The sequence below is a fragment of the Enterobacter cloacae complex sp. BZL2005 genome, assembly GCF_049238885.1.
Taxonomy (GTDB): domain Bacteria; phylum Pseudomonadota; class Gammaproteobacteria; order Enterobacterales; family Enterobacteriaceae; genus Enterobacter; species Enterobacter roggenkampii.
The window spans coordinates 570,052-585,916 of the sequence record NZ_JBMKGI010000002.1; the positions used below are offsets into that span (position 1 = coordinate 570,052).

Genomic DNA, 15,865 nt, shown 5'->3' on the forward strand with positions numbered 1-15,865 from the left:
TACAGTGACAGGCCATGTTCCGAAGAAATGGCGTAACAATGGCAACCATCACCACTCCCCGGCTTTACCTCACCCCTTTTGAACCCACTGACTGGGCCTTCTTCCGCTCGCTGCGTGAAGATCGCCGCATCATGCGCTATATGGCCGCCATCGCCCCGGAAAAAGAGACCCGACGCGTGTTTGCCGCGCGACTCGCTGCTGCTCATGTGTTTGTCATTCGCGCCCGGGATGATGATACGCCGCTTGGCGATATCGGCCTGCAAATCAGCGCTGAGAATCGTGAAGAGGCCGACATCGGCTATACGGTTGTGCCTGCCGCGCAGGGGAAAGGTATCGCCAGCGAAGCGCTGCGCGCGGTGTGTGATTACGCCTTTAACCAGACCGGCGTGAAGGCGATTAATGCGTACGTACTGGCGGACAACGGCGGGTCGATACGGGTGCTGGAGAAAGCCGGGTTTGCGCGTATGCAGGTACTGGAAAAGGCGTATGAGATTGACGGCGTGCGCTATGACGACTGGGTGTACCGGCTGGAGTGTAGTGCGGCCTGAATGCCGGGCGGCACTGCGTTTGCCCGGCCTACGGTTTTGTAGGCCCGGTAAGCGAAGCGCCACCGGGCGATTGGGCTGCACTGCGGTCTGATGCCCTCTTACTTCAGAGAGCCTTTAAGGAACTGCTGCAAACGCGGGCTTTGCGGGTTTGCCAGCACCTCGTCCGGGTGGCCCTGCTCTTCAATTTTCCCCTGATGCAGGAAAATCACGTGGTTCGAGACGTTACGGGCGAAGCCCATCTCGTGCGTCACCACCACCATCGTTTTGCCCTCTTCGGCCAGCTTCTGCATGATGCGCAGCACTTCGCCAACGAGTTCAGGGTCCAGCGCGGAGGTCGGTTCGTCGAACAGCAGCACCTCGGGCTCCATCGCCAGCGCGCGGGCGATAGAGACACGCTGCTGCTGACCGCCGGAGAGATGCACCGGGTATTTCATCTGCTGGCGTTCGTCAATGCCCACTTTCGCCAGGTATTTCACCGCGCGCTCGCGGGCTTCATGCTTGCTCAGGCCCAGCACCTGAACCGGTGCTTCCATCACGTTCTCCAGCACCGTCATGTGGCTCCAGAGGTTAAAGTGCTGGAATACCATCGTCAGGCGCGTACGCAGCAGGCGCAGCTGGTTCTTGTCTGCCACCTTCAGCTGACCGTCTTTGTCACGCACCAGGTTGATATTCTGCCCGCTCACCACAATTGAGCCTTCACTCGGCTTTTCGAGGAAGTTGATGCAGCGCAGGAAGGTACTTTTTCCCGAGCCGGATGAGCCGATGATACTGATCACGTCGCCCGCATTCGCCTGCAGCGACACCCCTTTCAGCACTTCATGTTCGCCGTAGCGTTTGTGCAAATCAATTACGTTTAATTTGTTCTCAGCCATCATCTTTCTCAGTGCGTCGAAGAAGGTTTTATATGCTGCAACCAGCGTTTTTCAGCCTTACGGAACAGGCTAATCAGAACATAAGAGATAATTAAATAGAGCACCGCCGCAATGCCAAACGCGGTAAACGGCTGATAGGTTGCGGAGTTAATATCGCGCGCTATTTTGAGCAGGTCCGGCACCGTCGCGGTAAAGGCGAGCGCAGTCGAGTGCAGCATCAAAATCACTTCGTTACTGTAGGCCGGTAACGCGATACGCAGGGCCGATGGCAGAATGATGCAGCGGTAGAGTTTCACCGACGAGAAGCCGTAGGCCCGGGCTGCTTCAATTTCACCGTAAGGAACAGAACGAATCGCCCCCGCGAAAATCTCCGTGGTGTAGGCGCACGTGTTGAGCGTCAACGCCAGCACCGTACAGTTCAGACCGCTGCGGAAGAACGCATTCAGCATCTCAGTGCCTTTTACGATCTCAAGCGTATACATTCCCGAGTAGAACACCAGCAGCTGCACGTACAGCGGCGTACCGCGAAAGACGTAGGTGAACAGCCAGATCGGGAACTGGATAAATTTATTGTTCGAGACGCGGCCAATGGCAAGAAACACCGCCAGAATACCGCCCATTACCACGGAGGAGATCAGCAGCCAGAGCGTAATCGCCACGCCGGTAAAGCGGTAGCCATCTGTCCACAGCAGCGATTTCCAGTATTCCTGAATAATCTCAATCACAGGTCAGCCCTCTTCACACCCACGGAGTAGCGACGCTCCAGCAGAAGCAGCACACCATTGGAGACGGTCGTAAAGACCAGATAAATCACGCCACAGACCACCGCAAAATAGAACGGCTCCCAGGTGCTCTTACCCGCCAGCTGAGTCGCTTTCACGACGTCTTCCAGACCGAGCAGCGAGACCAGCGCTGTCGCTTTGAGGATAACCTGCCAGTTGTTCCCGATGCCCGGCAGCGCGTAGCGCATCATGGCCGGGAACATAATCCGACGAAACGTTTGTGATGAGGTAAAACCAAATGCGGTTGCCGCCTCAATGTGACCTTTCGGCACGGCCATGTAAGCACCGCGGAAGGTTTCAGTGAAGTAGGCGCCGTAGATAAAACCGAGGGTAATAATACCGGCCACCATCGGGTCGATATCAATTTGTCCCATGCCCATCGCGTCTGTTATGCCGTTAAGCGCAATCTGCAGACCGTAAAAAATCAGCAGCATCAGCACCAGATCGGGAACGCCGCGAATGAGCGTGGTGTAGCCTTCAAAGATTAGCGCCAGGGGTTTGTTAGCTGAAAGCTTCGCCCCTGCGCCTGCCAGACCTATCAGCACCGCCAGCACCACGGAGCTGATAGCCAGCTCAAGGGTGACAAGCGCGCCCTGTAAAATAACGCCAGAAAATCCGTACAGCATACCGCGAGCCCTGTCGTATCGTGAGTGGTGGAACCGTGTCTTTTCCCCTCCCGCCGTGGGAGGGGCCGCACGTTATATGACGGGGCGATTAGCCGCCGTAAACATTAAAATCAAAGTACTTTTTCGCCAGCTTGTCGTAGGTGCCGTCTGCGCGCATTTCAGCGAACGCCTTGTTCAGCGCTTCACGCAGTTCGTTGTCTTCTTTGCGCAGGCCCATACCGGTGCCCACACCAAACAACTTCACATCCTTAATGGACGGGCCGCCAAACTTGTAATCTTTACCTACCGGCGTTTTCAGGAAGCCTTCGCTAGCCGCGACTTCATCCTGGAATGCGGCATCAATACGGCCTGCCGTCAGGTCAGCGTAGATATTTTCCTGGCCCTGATAGGAGACAATTTCAATCCCCTTCGGTGCCCAGTGCTCGTTGCCGTAGGTTTCCTGAGTGGTGCCCTGCAGCACGCCCACGCGTTTGCCCTTCAACGACTCCAGCGTAGGCTGAATATCAGACGATTTCGCCACCACCAGACGTGAATCGGCCGCGTAGAGTTTGTCGGTGAAGGCAATCTCCTGCTGGCGTTTTTCAGTGATGGAGAGGGAGGACATGATTACGTCGATTTTTTTCGCTTTCAGGGATGGGATCAGCGCATCCAGCGGGTTCTCAACGTAGGTACACTGTGCTTTGATGCGTTTGCACAGCTCATTGGCCAGATCGATGTCAAAACCGACCAGTTCACCCTTTGAATTCTTCGATTCGAACGGCGCATAGGTAGGGTCGGTACCAATTCGAATTTTCTGCGGAATAGCTGCGAATGCCGCGGTGGCGCTGGAAAAGGCCAGTACCAGTGATAATGACAACACGAGTTTTTTCATATTTGTCCTCAACAAACTGTCTTCATACGGGATTTTTACGACGACGGGGTGGTGCTAATGTGCCATTAATCCCCTCAGTCAGGCAAAGATTAATGCCTTTCCAGCGGGAATTTTTGCATTATTAATGCGTAAGTATGCACACAGCGATCCAATACAGTGCATCAAATGCACCGTATTGGGTCAACCGCTCCCGTAACGCACCTTTCCGGTGCGTCACCGCCAGGTGTTATTCACCGTATACGTTGAAGTCGAAGTATTTCTTCGCCAGTTTGTCGTACGTACCGTCTTTACGCAGCTCTGCAAAGGCTTTGTCGAAGGCGGCTTTCAGCTCGGTATCATCCTTACGCAGGCCAATCCCGGTGCCGTCGCCAAAGTACTTTTTGTCTTTCACCGACGGGCCTGCAAACGCGTAGTCTTTACCCGCAGGCTGCTTCAGGAAGCCTTCGCTCGCGGCGACTTCATCCTGGAATGCCGCATCCAGACGGCCTGCCGCCAGGTCAGAGTAAATCAGATCCTGGTTCTGGTAAGCCACCACGTCTACGCCCTTCTCACGCCAGTTAGCATTGGCATAGCCTTCCTGCGTCGAGCCCTGAAGCACGCCGACATGCTTGCCCTTCAGCGAGTCGATGGTGGGCTTAATCGGGGAGCCTTTAGGCGCAATCAGGCGAGAATCCGCGGCGTAGAGCTTGTCAGAGAAGGCAATCTCCTGCTGGCGTTTTTCAGTGATGGAAAGAGAAGAGATAATGGCGTCGATTTTCTTGGCTTTCAGCGACGGGATTAACGCGTCAAAGTCGCTGCCCACCCATGTGCATTTCACCGCAATGCGTTTGCACATTTCATTACCCAGATCGATATCAAACCCCACGAAATCGCCTTTCGCATCCTTGGAAGAGAATGGCGCGTAGGTTGCGTCTGTACCGATACGAACCGTCTGTGGAAGCGCTGCGTAGCTACCTGCTGCCGCACTTAACCCCACCAGCAAAGACAGAGCCAGAACCGTCTTCTTCATACATTTACCCTCAAGTACCGTGATTTTATTATGTATTGTGTTGTGTGTTGTGTTGCAGGCTTCATCTTGCAGGTCTTATGCCACATTGCCGTCTGGTTAAAACTTCGACGTTAAATATGTTAATAAAACGTTGCGATACTGCCTTAATGGTGAAAGATAGCAGGTCTGCCGAACGAACCGGAGAGAGAAAAAGGGAAAAAACGAATTAAATGTCGAGGATATGATCGCCGTTGCATAATTGCCCTGAAACAGGGCAACGTGTCTTTTCATGCACCGGCTATGTGCACAGATTCAGGCACCCTGCCAGCGGGTGAAGAGATCCTCGGGCAGGTCGATGTCGAACTGATCGAGTACGCGGTTAACGGTCTGGTTGATAATGTCGTCCAGCGTTTGCGGACGATGGTAGAACGCGGGCACCGGCGGCATGATCACAGCCCCCAGCTCAGCAGCCTGCGTCATTAAGCGCAGATGGCCCAGGTGCAGCGGCGTTTCCCGCACGCACAGCACCAGAGGACGCCGCTCCTTCAGCACCACATCCGCCGCACGCGTCACCAGGGTGTCGGTATAGCTGTTCACAATGCCGGAGAGCGTTTTGATTGAACAGGGCAGGATCACCATGCCGGCGGTTTTAAACGAGCCTGAGGAGATGCTGGCGGCGATATCACGGGCGTCGTGAACGACATCCGCAAGCGCCTGAACATCGCGCAGGGAGAGATCGGTTTCCAGAGAGAGGGTCTGCCGCGCCGCCTGGCTCATCACCAGATGGGTTTCGACGTTCGCCACGTTACGCAGAACCTGTAGCAAACGTACGCCGTAAATCGCACCGCTGGCACCGCTGAGCCCAACTATGAGTCGTTTCATGATTTTCGCCCTTACTGATTTCAGGGCAGACTGTGCAGGATTTTGCAGGGAGTTGCAAGTGAGGGCATACGCCCTCACCTGCCGGAACATCAACCTTCGTTGTGCATCTCTAGGCTTTCGAGATCGTTTTGCAGCTGAACGGCTTTGGCGTCGTCGTTGCGCAGCGAATCAAGATAGTCGAGGTACTGCTGGTCAACGTCTTTGGTCACGTAAATGCCGTTGAACACGGAGCATTCAAACTGCTGAATTTCCGGGTTCTCGGCACGCACCGCGTCGATGAGGTCGTTGAGGTCCTGGAAAATCAGGCCGTCAGCGCCGATGATCTGGCGAATTTCATCCACTTCACGGCCATGAGCGATCAGCTCGTTGGCGGTTGGCATATCAATACCGTACACGTTCGGGAAGCGAATCTCCGGCGCAGCAGAGGCCAGATAGACTTTCTTCGCACCCGCTTCGCGTGCCATCTCGATAATCTGCTCAGAGGTGGTACCGCGAACGATGGAGTCATCCACCAGCAGAACATTCTTGTCGCGGAATTCCGCGCGGTTAGCGTTCAGCTTGCGGCGCACGGACTTACGGCGCAGATGCTGCCCCGGCATGATAAAGGTGCGGCCAACGTAGCGGTTCTTCACGAAGCCCTGACGGTATGGCTTATCCAGAATGCGGGCGATCTCCAGCGCGATATCGCAGGAGGTTTCCGGGATAGGAATCACCACGTCGATGTCGAGATCGTCCCACTCGCGGGCAATCTTCTCGCCGAGCTTGGTGCCCATGTTGACGCGCGCACTGTAGACGGAAATCTTGTCGATGAAGGAGTCCGGACGGGCAAAATAGACGTATTCAAACAGGCACGGGTTGCTGACCGGGTTGTCGGCACACTGGCGGGTAAACAGCTGGCCCTTCTCGGTGATATACACCGCTTCGCCCGGCGCAACGTCGCGCAGGAATTCGAAGCCCAGGGTATCCAGCGCCACGCTCTCCGAGGCAACCATATATTCGGTACGGCCATCGCCGAGGTCGCGCTTGCCGAGCACCAGCGGACGAATGCCGTTTGGATCGCGGAAGGCCACCATGCCGTGACCGATGATCATCGCCACGCAGGCGTACGCGCCGCGGATCTGACGGTTGGTCGCGGCAATCGCGGCAAAAATGTTGTCCGCTTCCAGCGGATAGTGACGGAAGTTATCCAGCTCGCTGGCGAACACGTTGAGCAGGATTTCAGAATCAGAGGTGGTGTTAATGTGGCGACGTTTCTCTTCGAACAGCTTTTTACGCAGCTCATGCGCGTTGGTCAGGTTGCCGTTATGGGCAAGGGTGATGCCATACGGTGAGTTGACGTAGAAAGGCTGTGCCTCAGAGGCGCTGGAACTGCCAGCGGTAGGATAACGAACGTGACCGATCCCCATATTACCTTGCAGACGCTGCATATGGCGGGCTTCAAACACATCGTTTACCAGGCCATTCGCCTTGCGTAAACGGAAGCAGTTGTTTGCATCAATGGTGATGATACCCGCAGCATCCTGCCCACGGTGCTGAAGCACCGTTAACGCGTCATAAATCGACTGGTTTACCGGCATGAAACCGGCGATACCGACAATACCGCACATTCGTCTTTTCCTCGTTAAGCCACATCTCAGGGTTTATGCCCTGGGCAAAAAACTCGACGAGCTTTGCAGATAGTCAAAGAACCATCTGATGATGAAGCTGAACTCTGGAATGAGCCGCGATTTCTGCCAGTCTTCACTTTTGGAGAACCCGGTGAAGGTATCCAGGAAGAACAGGATCGCGGCCACAATCAGCACGCCTCGTAATGCCCCGAAACAGATCCCGAGTACCCTGTCCGTTCCTGACAGACCGGTTTTCTCGACCAGCTGACCTATCACGTAATTGACGATAGCGCCAACAATCAGCGTCGCGATAAACAGCACCGCGATGGCGATTCCATTTCGGACCAGTTCATCTTCAAAGCCCGTGAACCAGACAGACAGGTAAGTGTAGTAATGACTGGCGACAAAGAAAGCACAACCCCAGGTCACCAGCGATAACGCTTCACGAACAAAGCCACGGATCAGGCTAACCAGACAGGAAAAACCAATCACCGCAATGATGGCGTAATCAATCCAGACCATATGTGTCCCACGATTAAACGCCCTGTCATCCAGTTCGGGGCGAATTCTAACAGAAAAAGAAAACGTTTGCGTAGGGATTTCCTTCCCGCGCGTAAATAAAAAAGGCGCTGAAAAAATGTTCAACGCCGTGGCTTATCGCCTCTCTCTTACAGGAGCAGGTCGTACTTAGTTCGCGCTGTAGCCCATTACTACACCGCTCAGGCCGGAGATCTGCTTCAGCTCACCCAGCGACCCTTTCAGTTTGTCTTTAGACGCTTCTGGCCCCACGAGGATACGGGTAATTTTACCCTGCACCGGCGTGGAAGGTGAAGTGTAAACACGATATCCCGCACTGCGCAGTTTACCCACCACCTCATTCACCTTGTCCGCATTTTTCAGCGCACCGAGCTGCACCACGTAGGCTTTGCCCGTTGGGGCAGCAGCGTCCTGCTGCGTCGGTTTTGCTGGCGGAGGCGTCTCTGACGCTGCGGCGAGCTGTTCTGCCGCTTTATCACGCTGCGGTTTCGGCTGCGGCTTCTCAACCGGCTTCGGTTTTTCAACCGGTTTAGGCTGCTCGACCGGCACAGGATCGATATCGCTGTTGCTCGTGGCCGCCAGGCGAGACGGATCGAGCGACGGTGCGGCGGCATCGCCCGCGCGCACCTCTTCCGCCGCCCCTTCCGGAGGCTGAGCAGGCAGCGCCTGCGTCGCCGCGGGCAGCATATCCGGCTCATCGCGGTCGCCCGGTTTCGGCACCAGCGGAATCGCGGCAAACTCATCCTGATAATGCTTTTTCTGCCCGTCGAGCAGCCCGGGAAGAATAATCACCCCGAGCGCGACCAGCACAATGGTTCCTGTTAAACGGTTCTGAAACTTACTCGCCACCGGTTCTCCCCGCGTCCATCACTTCCATGACATGTGCCACCGTGTGGAATGAACCACACACCAGCACGGTATCTTCTGGTTTAGCCTCCGCCATCGCGGCATGCCAGGCCTGCGCCACGCTACTGTAGATTGCACCTTTGCCGAGATGTTCCATCAGCTGCTCAGCCGTCGCGCCGCGTGGCCCCTCCAGAGGAGCACAATACCAGCTATCGACCACACTCTCCATGCAGGCCAGCGTCCCGCCGATATCTTTATCATGAAGCATACCGATAACCGCCAGCACGCGCCCGGTTTTTGGTAACGATTTGAGACGTCCCGCGAGATACGCCGCCGCGTGGGGGTTGTGCGCCACATCCAGAATCAGGCGCGGTGACTCGCTCACAATCTGGAAACGCCCTGGCAGAATCGCGTTTTGTATACCCTCGCGGATCGCCTGTTCGCTGACCACGAGGCCGCTGGCGCGCAGTGCCGCCAGCGCGGTTGCCGCATTTGGCTGCGGGACCTGCGGCAGCGGCAGGTTATCCAGCGCCCCCTGCGCGTCGCTAAAGCGCCAGCCGTTGTCCTGAACCTCATACTGCCAGTCAACGCCGCGGCGCAGCAGCTGTGCGCCCTTTTCGTTCGCCACGTCAGCAATGGTGTGCGGCATGTCCGGCTCGCCCACCACGGCAGGTTTATTTGCCCGGAAAATACCGGCCTTCTCGCGGCCAATGCTTTCACGATCGGGCCCCAGCCAGTCGATATGATCCAGCGCGATGCTGGTCACTACCGCCACGTCTGCATCGACGATATTGGTCGCATCAAGACGTCCGCCAAGACCAACCTCAAGGATCACCACGTCCAGCTGGGCCAGTTTGAACAGCCACAGGGCCGACAGAGTGCCGTATTCAAAATAGGTTAATGAGGTCTCTCCGCGCGCGGCTTCAATTTCCGCGAACGATGCCGTATGCGCGGACTCCGGCAGCTCGCGGTTCTGCACACGAACCCGCTCGGTGTAGCGTACCAGATGTGGCGAGCTGTACACGCCGACCCTGTAGCCCGCCGCCATCAGGACGGATTCCAGCGTGCGGCAGGTGGTACCTTTGCCGTTGGTGCCTGCGACGGTGAACACGAAAGGCGCCGGTTTCAGCACATCAAGACGCGCGGCAACCTGGCTTACGCGCTCAAGCCCCATATCGATGGTTTTACTGTGCAGGTTTTCCAGATAAGAAAGCCACGCGGCCAGGGGCGACGTGGCTTGGGGAATGCTTTTATTTTCCATAATGCCCGGTTGTCATTAACAGATTAGAAAGCAAAAGGGCAGCGCCAACCGGCCCTGCCCTTTTCAGTTATCAGGCCTCGGGTTCCTGATCCGGTACCACCACGCCTTCACGCGGCTCATCCGGGTTCGGCGCTGGCAGATTCATCAGCTTCGCCAGGATGCGCGCCAGTTTCAGGCGCATTTCCGGACGGCGGACGATCATGTCGATGGCGCCTTTCTCAATGAGGAACTCACTGCGCTGGAATCCCGGCGGCAGTTTTTCACGAACGGTCTGCTCGATAACGCGAGGACCCGCAAAGCCGATCAGCGCTTTTGGCTCAGCGACGTTCAGGTCGCCCAGCATCGCGAAGCTCGCGGAGACGCCGCCCATGGTTGGGTCGGTCAGCACGGAGATGTACGGCAGACCGCGCTCCTGCATCTTCGCCAGCGCTGCAGAGGTTTTAGCCATCTGCATCAGGGACATCAGCGCTTCCTGCATACGTGCTCCGCCGGAGGCAGAGAAGCAGATCAGCGGACAGTTGTCTTCCAGCGCCTGCTCAACGGCACGCACGAAGCGCGCACCGACCACGGAGCCCATTGAGCCGCCCATAAAGGAGAACTCAAACGCAGCGGCAACAACCGGCATCCCATGCAGGGTGCCTTTCATGACGACCAGCGCGTCTTTCTCGCCGGTCTCTTTCTGTGCGGAGGCCAGACGATCTTTATATTTTTTGGAGTCGCGGAACTTCAGCACGTCTTTTGGCTCAAGCTCGCTGCCCAGTTCTACCAGAGAACCTTCGTCCAGCAGGCTATGCAGGCGGTTGCGCGCCGACATACGCATATGGTGGTCACACTTCGGACACACCTCAAGGTTGCGCTCCAGCTCTGCGCGATACAGAACCTGGCCGCAGCTATCACACTTCGTCCATACCCCTTCAGGAATGCTCGCTTTACGCGTTGGGGTAATGTTGCTTTTAATTCGTTCAATCCAGCTCATTGATAACCTTTCTGCCTGAACCTGGTCGTATGCCAGTTTTGCTATAAGAGGCGAATAATGCCATTTTTGCCTCCAACAGACCATGAATGTTGCACATTAAAACATAACAGCCCGAAACTTTGGATAAAAAAGTGGTCGAACCGCCAGTGTGCATTTACTTCGCTTGCTTTGCCGCCGCACGTTTATGACGAATGATTTCGATAACGCCCGGCAGTACGGAAAGCACAATAATCGCTACAATCAGTAACTTAAGATTTTCCTGAACCACAGGGAGATCGCCAAACAGGTAGCCTGCATAGGTAAACAGCAGTACCCAAAGCAGCGCCCCCACGACGTTATACATGGCAAAATGACGATAGGACATATGTCCCATTCCCGCCACAAACGGTGCAAATGTGCGCACAATAGGCACAAAGCGCGCAAGGATAATGGTTTTTCCGCCATGGCGTTCATAAAACGCATGAGTTTTATCTAAATAACTGCGACGGAAAATTTTTGAATCGGGATTGCTGAACAGCCGCTCACCGAATACGCGTCCAATCGTGTAGTTGACCGCATCACCGACGATGGCGGCAATCACCATCAGCACCACCATAAGATGCACATTCAGATCGTTGGTGGGCAGCGCCGATAACGCCCCGGCGACAAACAGCAGTGAATCGCCCGGCAGGAACGGCGTGACAACCAGCCCGGTTTCACAGAACAGAATGAGGAACAGAATGGCATAAACCCAGACGCCATACTGCGCGACCAGCTCTGCCAGGTGAACATCAATATGCAGGATGAAATCAATCAAAAAACGAATTACGTCCATATTGTCTAAGCCTTAATTGCACCTTTGTTTAGTCCGCTAAAAACAGCGGCCCCATTGGCGGTTTCGGCAGGTCAAACCGATCAGGATAGTCTACCGAGACCAGATACAGCCCTTCCGCTTTCGCCGTGGCTGCCGCAAGCGTTCTGTCCTTCGCTGCCAGCAGGTCTGCAATCCAGCTCTCCGGCTGGTGTCCGGCACCCACTTCCATCAGGCTGCCCACAATATTCCGCACCATATGATGTACAAAGGCATTGGCTTTGATATCCACCACCACATACGCGCCAAAACGGCTGACGTGAATGTGCATAACATTACGCCACGGCGTGCGGGACTGACACTGCACCGCACGAAACGAGGTAAAGTCATTTTCACCAATCAGACACTGCGCCGCGCGATGCATGCGTTCCGCATCGAGCGGTTCATAAAAATGCGTCACGCCCTGGCTTAACACCGCCGGACGCAGACGCTGGTTGTAGATGACATAACGGTAACGACGCGCGGTGGCGCTGAAACGCGCATGAAAATCATCCGGCACAGCTTTCACCCAGCGCACCGCAATGTCACCAGGCAAATTCGCATTTACACCCAGCGTCCAGGCGGCATCCTTACGCACGGCGGTGGTCTCAAAGTGCACCACCTGCCCCGTGCCGTGTACGCCCGCGTCCGTACGGCCTGCGCACAGGACGTTAATCGGCTCGTTTGCCACCTGAGAGAGCGCTTTCTCCAGTTTCTCCTGGACGCTGCGCACCTCATTCTGACGCTGCCAGCCATAATATTTACTGCCATCGTACTCAATACCGAGGGCAATTTTATGAACTGGCTTTTGTTCCACGTCTGACATCAGTACAGGTACTCCTGCACCAGTTTTTCAGCGATCTTGACCGCCATCAGCGCGCCGCCGAAACGAACGTTGTCGGCAACGGACCAGAACTGAACCTGCTCCGGCATACCGTAGTCGTTACGCACGCAGCCAACGGAAAGATGCGCGCTACCGGTGGCGTCGCCTACCTGCGTCGGGAACTCGCTCTCTTCAGAGAGGACGATGTCTTCCCCGCGGCCAAACGCATCGCGCGCCTCTTCTGCCGCCAGGGGACGCAGCGCTTCAAAGCCGACCATCTGCGCGTGACCGTAGAAGACCGGGGACTGCACGACGCTTGCGGAGATCATCAGGCCATCGTCCTGCAGAATTTTACGTACCTCATCAACGATACGACGCTCTTCGCGCACGGAACCCTCGCGGTCCGGCAGCAGCGGCAGCATGTTGAACGCCAGCTGGCGGCCAAAGAAATCATCTTCGTCAATCGGGATGCCGTTCAGCAGCTTCGCGCTCTGCCCGGCCAGCGCGTCAACGGCCTTTTTGCCGTTTGCGGACGCGGACAGCAGGCTGGTGACGGTAATGCGCGACAGGCCGCCGTCGTCGATCAGCGGTTTCAGTGCAGTCAGCAGCTGGCTGGTCAGGCTGTTCGGCACCGCAATGACGTTACGGTTGCGGTAGTCAGCCAGCACAAACGGGTTCACGTCCGGCACCACCAGCGGCACATCCGGCTCCATGGAGAACAGACCGCTCAGATCGATGACCAGGCAGCCTGCGTTGGTCGCCTCTTCAACGTACGCCGCAGTGGCTTCAGCGCCCGCGGCGAAAAACGCCAGCTGCGCCTGCGTCCAGTCGAACGCCGCCGCATCCTGAACCATGACGGATTTATTGTTAAAACGCAGATGCTCACCCGCGCTATCCGTTCGCGCCAGCGCATAGATATCGCCCACCGGGAACTGACGCTCAGCAAGCGTTTCGAGCAGGGCTTCGCCCACGGCACCCGTGGCACCTAAAATGGCAATGTTCCAGCCTTCAGACATGGTGGTTTACTCCAGAAATAAAAAAGCGTCCCTGTCGGAGTATCCGACAGGGAGCATTAAGAAGACATTAATGCGCCGGGTGATGAACGGCGTTAAACCCCAGCTTGTGCAGCAGCGTCGCCGCCGACGCGTCGTCGCACATCACATAGAGGGAAGACCACTCGCGGCGCTCAACGTAGTTCTTGCGCAGCTTATCAAACTCACCCGGGATCCCCGCCACTTTACGCAGCAGCGCATCATCGCGGCGCACATCATACACCAAATGCACCAGCCTTTTCAGCGTTGCCTGATCGAGCGGGCCGTGAAGGGTAATGCGGCCAAATTCAGGCGCGGGGAGTAAGGTATCCAGCGCCACCTGCTGCGGATGGCCGATAAAGGCGCTGTAGGCTTCGAAGACCTGCGTCGTACCGCGGGCTTTCCCTTCGAGGGTATAACCTGCGATATGCGCGGTGCCCACGTCCACCTTGTTAAGCAGCTCAACGTTGAGGTCCGGCTCCGGCTCCCAGACGTCCAGCACCACGCTGAGGTCTTGTCCTTCGTTCAGACACGTCAGCAGCGCGGCGTTATCGACTACCGGACCACGGCAGGCATTTATCAGAATAGTGCCAGCCTTCAGACGGCGAATTAACGCCTCATCGGCCAGATGCAGAGACTTATACGGCCCCTCTTTAAACAGTGGCGTGTGGAACGTCAGCACGTCGCACTGTTCAACCAGCTCGTCCAGCGAACGGAAATCCCCGTCGTCGCCGTTGTCTTTGCGCGGCGGATCGCACAGCAACGTGCGGATCCCTAACGCTTCCAGGCGCTTTTGCAGGCGTCCGCCGACGTTACCCACGCCGACAATCCCCACGGTGCGGTCTTTCAGCGCAAACCCGTCGCGCTCGGCCAGCATCAGCAGCGAGGAGAAAACGTATTCCACGACGGCAATCGCGTTACAGCCCGGCGCGGCGGAGAAACCGATTCCGGCCTGCTTCAGCCATTTATCATCCACATGATCGGTCCCTGCCGTTGCGGTCCCAACGAACTTAATCGCCTTACCGGCGAGCAACGCCTCATTTACTTTGGTCACCGAGCGCACCATCAGGGCGTCGGCATCGTCCAGTTCGTTGACCGGGATCGGGCGACCAGGAACAGCCTTAACGTTACCCAGGCGGCTAAACAGCTCACGGGCGTAAGGCATATTTTCATCAACGAGGATTTTCACGTCTGAGTACCTGTTTGAGAGGAAGAAAACCTGCCAAGTGTGCCATAATCTGGCCGCCAGGCATATACGTCTGCCAGGTTTACGCTGAGTTTTGACTTTAAGGATTTTTGACGATGCAGCCCATTTCAGGTACGCCGCCACGCCCTCCGGGTGAAGGCCCCGTCACGCCAAACGTTGCCGGTGAACAACCGCTATCCACGCAACAGCGCACCGTGCTGGAGCGACTGATCACGCGCCTGATTGCGCTGACTTCACAGCAAAACGCGGAAGTCTGGGCCGGGGTGAAGCATGATTTAGGCGTGAGGAACGACGCACCGCTGCAGTCGCGCCATTTCCCCGCTGCCGAGCAAAATCTGAACCAGCGTATTACGACCGCGCAGCAGAACCACACCACGCGCCAGATTGTTTCTCAGCTGACGGAGCTGCTGGGCCAGGGAAATAACCGCCAGGCGGTGAGTGATTTTATTCGCCAGCAGTATGGTCAGACCGCGCTGGGCCAGCTTACGCCCGACCAGCTCAAAACCGTGCTGACGCTGCTGCAGAACAATGAGCTGTCGATTCCGCAGCCGCAGGTGCGCCCGGCGACCGAGCGTCCGCTGCTGCCCGCCGAGCACAATACGCTCAAGCAGATGGTGACGAAGCTGGCCGCGGCCACCGGCGAGCCGACGAAGCTTATCTGGCAATCCATGCTGGAGCTGTCGGGCGTGAAGGCAGGCGAGCTGATCCCGGCCAAACAGTTTACCCATCTGGTGACCTGGCTCCAGGCACGCCAGACGCTCAGCACCCAGAGCGCCCCTACCCTGCATACCGTGCAGGCCGCGCTGAAACAGCCGCTTGAGCCGCACGAGTTCGAGGTGATTCGGGATTATGCCCAGCAGAACTGGCAGGCCACGCCGCAAACGGTACTGACTACCGCGCAGGTGCAGGATCTGCTCAACCAGATCTTCGTTCGCCGCGCCGAGCGCGAAGGCGGTGTACCGGAGGTGAGAAATATTCAGCCGATCTACAGCCCGCTGTTTGCGCCGGTCGTGGAGACCTTCAGAACACTTTCTGCGCGTCCGGGATTGATGTTTATTGCATTACTGATTGCGCTGGCGATTTTCTGGCTGGTTGCCTGATATTTTGCCCGGTGGCGCTGCGCTTACCGGGCCTACAACGGCTTGAACCGTAGGCCGGGTAAGGCGCAGCCGCCACCCG

At 56.6% G+C, this 15,865-nt stretch carries 17 protein-coding genes; 2 read left to right on the plus strand and 15 right to left on the minus strand.

Annotation, left to right across the window (positions count from 1 at the left end):
• Positions 1-38: 38 nt before the first annotated feature.
• Entirely contained in the window at positions 39-548 is a 510-nt protein-coding gene (locus ACOTXI_RS07125) for a GNAT family N-acetyltransferase (RefSeq protein ID WP_058654834.1), read from the plus strand.
• Between the two features lie 98 nt (positions 549-646).
• On the opposite strand, the gene hisP is transcribed toward ACOTXI_RS07125, so the two are convergent.
• The 15 genes from hisP to pdxB all read right to left on the minus strand — a co-directional run bounded on the left by hisP (position 647) and on the right by pdxB (position 14,668).
• Positions 647-1,420, minus strand: a complete 774-nt coding sequence (hisP, locus tag ACOTXI_RS07130) for a histidine ABC transporter ATP-binding protein HisP (RefSeq protein ID WP_014832781.1) — start codon at positions 1,418-1,420, stop codon at positions 647-649.
• A gap of 8 nt (positions 1,421-1,428) precedes the next feature.
• Positions 1,429-2,145, minus strand: a complete 717-nt coding sequence (locus tag ACOTXI_RS07135; RefSeq protein ID WP_008502590.1) for an ABC transporter permease — start codon at positions 2,143-2,145, stop codon at positions 1,429-1,431.
• Positions 2,142-2,828 carry a histidine ABC transporter permease HisQ gene (locus ACOTXI_RS07140; RefSeq protein ID WP_008502591.1) on the minus strand — a complete coding sequence of 229 codons (687 nt, stop codon included), beginning with the start codon at positions 2,826-2,828 and terminating at the stop codon, positions 2,142-2,144. The genes ACOTXI_RS07135 and ACOTXI_RS07140 overlap by 4 nt, the downstream gene beginning before the upstream one ends.
• Positions 2,829-2,916: 88 nt before the next feature.
• Entirely contained in the window at positions 2,917-3,699 is a 783-nt protein-coding gene (hisJ, locus tag ACOTXI_RS07145; RefSeq protein WP_008502592.1) for a histidine ABC transporter substrate-binding protein HisJ, read from the minus strand.
• A 226-nt stretch (positions 3,700-3,925) separates the two neighbouring features.
• The gene (gene argT / locus ACOTXI_RS07150; RefSeq protein ID WP_008502593.1) at positions 3,926-4,708 is read right to left on the minus strand and encodes a lysine/arginine/ornithine ABC transporter substrate-binding protein ArgT; all 783 of its coding nucleotides are present in this window, start codon (positions 4,706-4,708) and stop codon (positions 3,926-3,928) included.
• 291 nt (positions 4,709-4,999) lie between these two features.
• Positions 5,000-5,569 (minus strand): UbiX family flavin prenyltransferase, encoded by a 570-nt coding sequence (locus tag ACOTXI_RS07155; RefSeq protein WP_032663144.1) that lies wholly within the window; start codon positions 5,567-5,569, stop codon positions 5,000-5,002.
• A gap of 89 nt (positions 5,570-5,658) precedes the next feature.
• Positions 5,659-7,176, minus strand: coding sequence for an amidophosphoribosyltransferase (purF, locus tag ACOTXI_RS07160; RefSeq protein ID WP_021241570.1), 1,518 nt, complete (start codon positions 7,174-7,176; stop codon positions 5,659-5,661).
• A gap of 33 nt (positions 7,177-7,209) precedes the next feature.
• On the minus strand, positions 7,210-7,698 hold the full coding sequence (gene cvpA, locus ACOTXI_RS07165) for a colicin V production protein (protein ID WP_103786751.1): 489 nt from the start codon (positions 7,696-7,698) through the stop codon (positions 7,210-7,212).
• A 165-nt stretch (positions 7,699-7,863) separates the two neighbouring features.
• Positions 7,864-8,562, minus strand: coding sequence for a cell division protein DedD (gene dedD, locus ACOTXI_RS07170; protein WP_008502596.1), 699 nt, complete (start codon positions 8,560-8,562; stop codon positions 7,864-7,866).
• Positions 8,552-9,820: a bifunctional tetrahydrofolate synthase/dihydrofolate synthase gene (gene folC, locus ACOTXI_RS07175; protein ID WP_058654833.1), complete on the minus strand. Its 1,269-nt coding sequence runs from the start codon at positions 9,818-9,820 to the stop codon at positions 8,552-8,554. The genes dedD and folC overlap by 11 nt, the downstream gene beginning before the upstream one ends.
• Positions 9,821-9,890: 70 nt before the next feature.
• On the minus strand, positions 9,891-10,796 hold the full coding sequence (accD, locus tag ACOTXI_RS07180) for an acetyl-CoA carboxylase, carboxyltransferase subunit beta (protein WP_008502598.1): 906 nt from the start codon (positions 10,794-10,796) through the stop codon (positions 9,891-9,893).
• Positions 10,797-10,950: 154 nt separating this feature from the next.
• Entirely contained in the window at positions 10,951-11,610 is a 660-nt protein-coding gene (locus ACOTXI_RS07185) for a DedA family protein (RefSeq protein ID WP_008502599.1), read from the minus strand.
• Between the two features lie 28 nt (positions 11,611-11,638).
• A complete protein-coding gene (truA, locus tag ACOTXI_RS07190; RefSeq protein ID WP_021241572.1) occupies positions 11,639-12,451 on the minus strand; it encodes a tRNA pseudouridine(38-40) synthase TruA in 813 nt (270 codons plus the stop codon).
• A complete protein-coding gene (locus ACOTXI_RS07195; protein ID WP_023325776.1) occupies positions 12,451-13,464 on the minus strand; it encodes an aspartate-semialdehyde dehydrogenase in 1,014 nt (337 codons plus the stop codon). Before ACOTXI_RS07195 ends, truA begins: the two co-directional genes overlap by 1 nt.
• A 67-nt stretch (positions 13,465-13,531) precedes the next feature.
• The gene (gene pdxB / locus ACOTXI_RS07200) at positions 13,532-14,668 is read right to left on the minus strand and encodes a 4-phosphoerythronate dehydrogenase PdxB (RefSeq protein WP_023294134.1); all 1,137 of its coding nucleotides are present in this window, start codon (positions 14,666-14,668) and stop codon (positions 13,532-13,534) included.
• 113 nt (positions 14,669-14,781) lie between these two features.
• Here pdxB and flk point away from each other — a divergent pair, with 113 nt between their 5' ends.
• Positions 14,782-15,786, plus strand: a complete 1,005-nt coding sequence (gene flk, locus ACOTXI_RS07205) for a flagella biosynthesis regulator Flk (protein ID WP_008502603.1) — start codon at positions 14,782-14,784, stop codon at positions 15,784-15,786.
• Positions 15,787-15,865 lie beyond the last annotated feature (79 nt).

What these genes read in the sequence shown, in the direction of transcription:
- flk (WP_008502603.1), top strand. Translation starts at nt 14,782, where the DNA reads ATGCAGCCCATTTCAGGTACGCCGCCACGCCCTCCGGGTGAAGGCCCC.
- purF (WP_021241570.1), bottom strand. Translation starts at nt 7,176, where the DNA reads ATGTGCGGTATTGTCGGTATCGCCGGTTTCATGCCGGTAAACCAGTCG.
- folC (WP_058654833.1), bottom strand. Translation starts at nt 9,820, where the DNA reads ATGGAAAATAAAAGCATTCCCCAAGCCACGTCGCCCCTGGCCGCGTGG.
- hisJ (WP_008502592.1), bottom strand. Translation starts at nt 3,699, where the DNA reads ATGAAAAAACTCGTGTTGTCATTATCACTGGTACTGGCCTTTTCCAGC.
- ACOTXI_RS07195 (WP_023325776.1), bottom strand. Translation starts at nt 13,464, where the DNA reads ATGTCTGAAGGCTGGAACATTGCCATTTTAGGTGCCACGGGTGCCGTG.
- cvpA (WP_103786751.1), bottom strand. Translation starts at nt 7,698, where the DNA reads ATGGTCTGGATTGATTACGCCATCATTGCGGTGATTGGTTTTTCCTGT.
- ACOTXI_RS07185 (WP_008502599.1), bottom strand. Translation starts at nt 11,610, where the DNA reads ATGGACGTAATTCGTTTTTTGATTGATTTCATCCTGCATATTGATGTT.
- accD (WP_008502598.1), bottom strand. Translation starts at nt 10,796, where the DNA reads ATGAGCTGGATTGAACGAATTAAAAGCAACATTACCCCAACGCGTAAA.
- truA (WP_021241572.1), bottom strand. Translation starts at nt 12,451, where the DNA reads ATGTCAGACGTGGAACAAAAGCCAGTTCATAAAATTGCCCTCGGTATT.
- hisP (WP_014832781.1), bottom strand. Translation starts at nt 1,420, where the DNA reads ATGGCTGAGAACAAATTAAACGTAATTGATTTGCACAAACGCTACGGC.
- ACOTXI_RS07140 (WP_008502591.1), bottom strand. Translation starts at nt 2,828, where the DNA reads ATGCTGTACGGATTTTCTGGCGTTATTTTACAGGGCGCGCTTGTCACC.
- ACOTXI_RS07155 (WP_032663144.1), bottom strand. Translation starts at nt 5,569, where the DNA reads ATGAAACGACTCATAGTTGGGCTCAGCGGTGCCAGCGGTGCGATTTAC.
- argT (WP_008502593.1), bottom strand. Translation starts at nt 4,708, where the DNA reads ATGAAGAAGACGGTTCTGGCTCTGTCTTTGCTGGTGGGGTTAAGTGCG.
- ACOTXI_RS07125 (WP_058654834.1), top strand. Translation starts at nt 39, where the DNA reads ATGGCAACCATCACCACTCCCCGGCTTTACCTCACCCCTTTTGAACCC.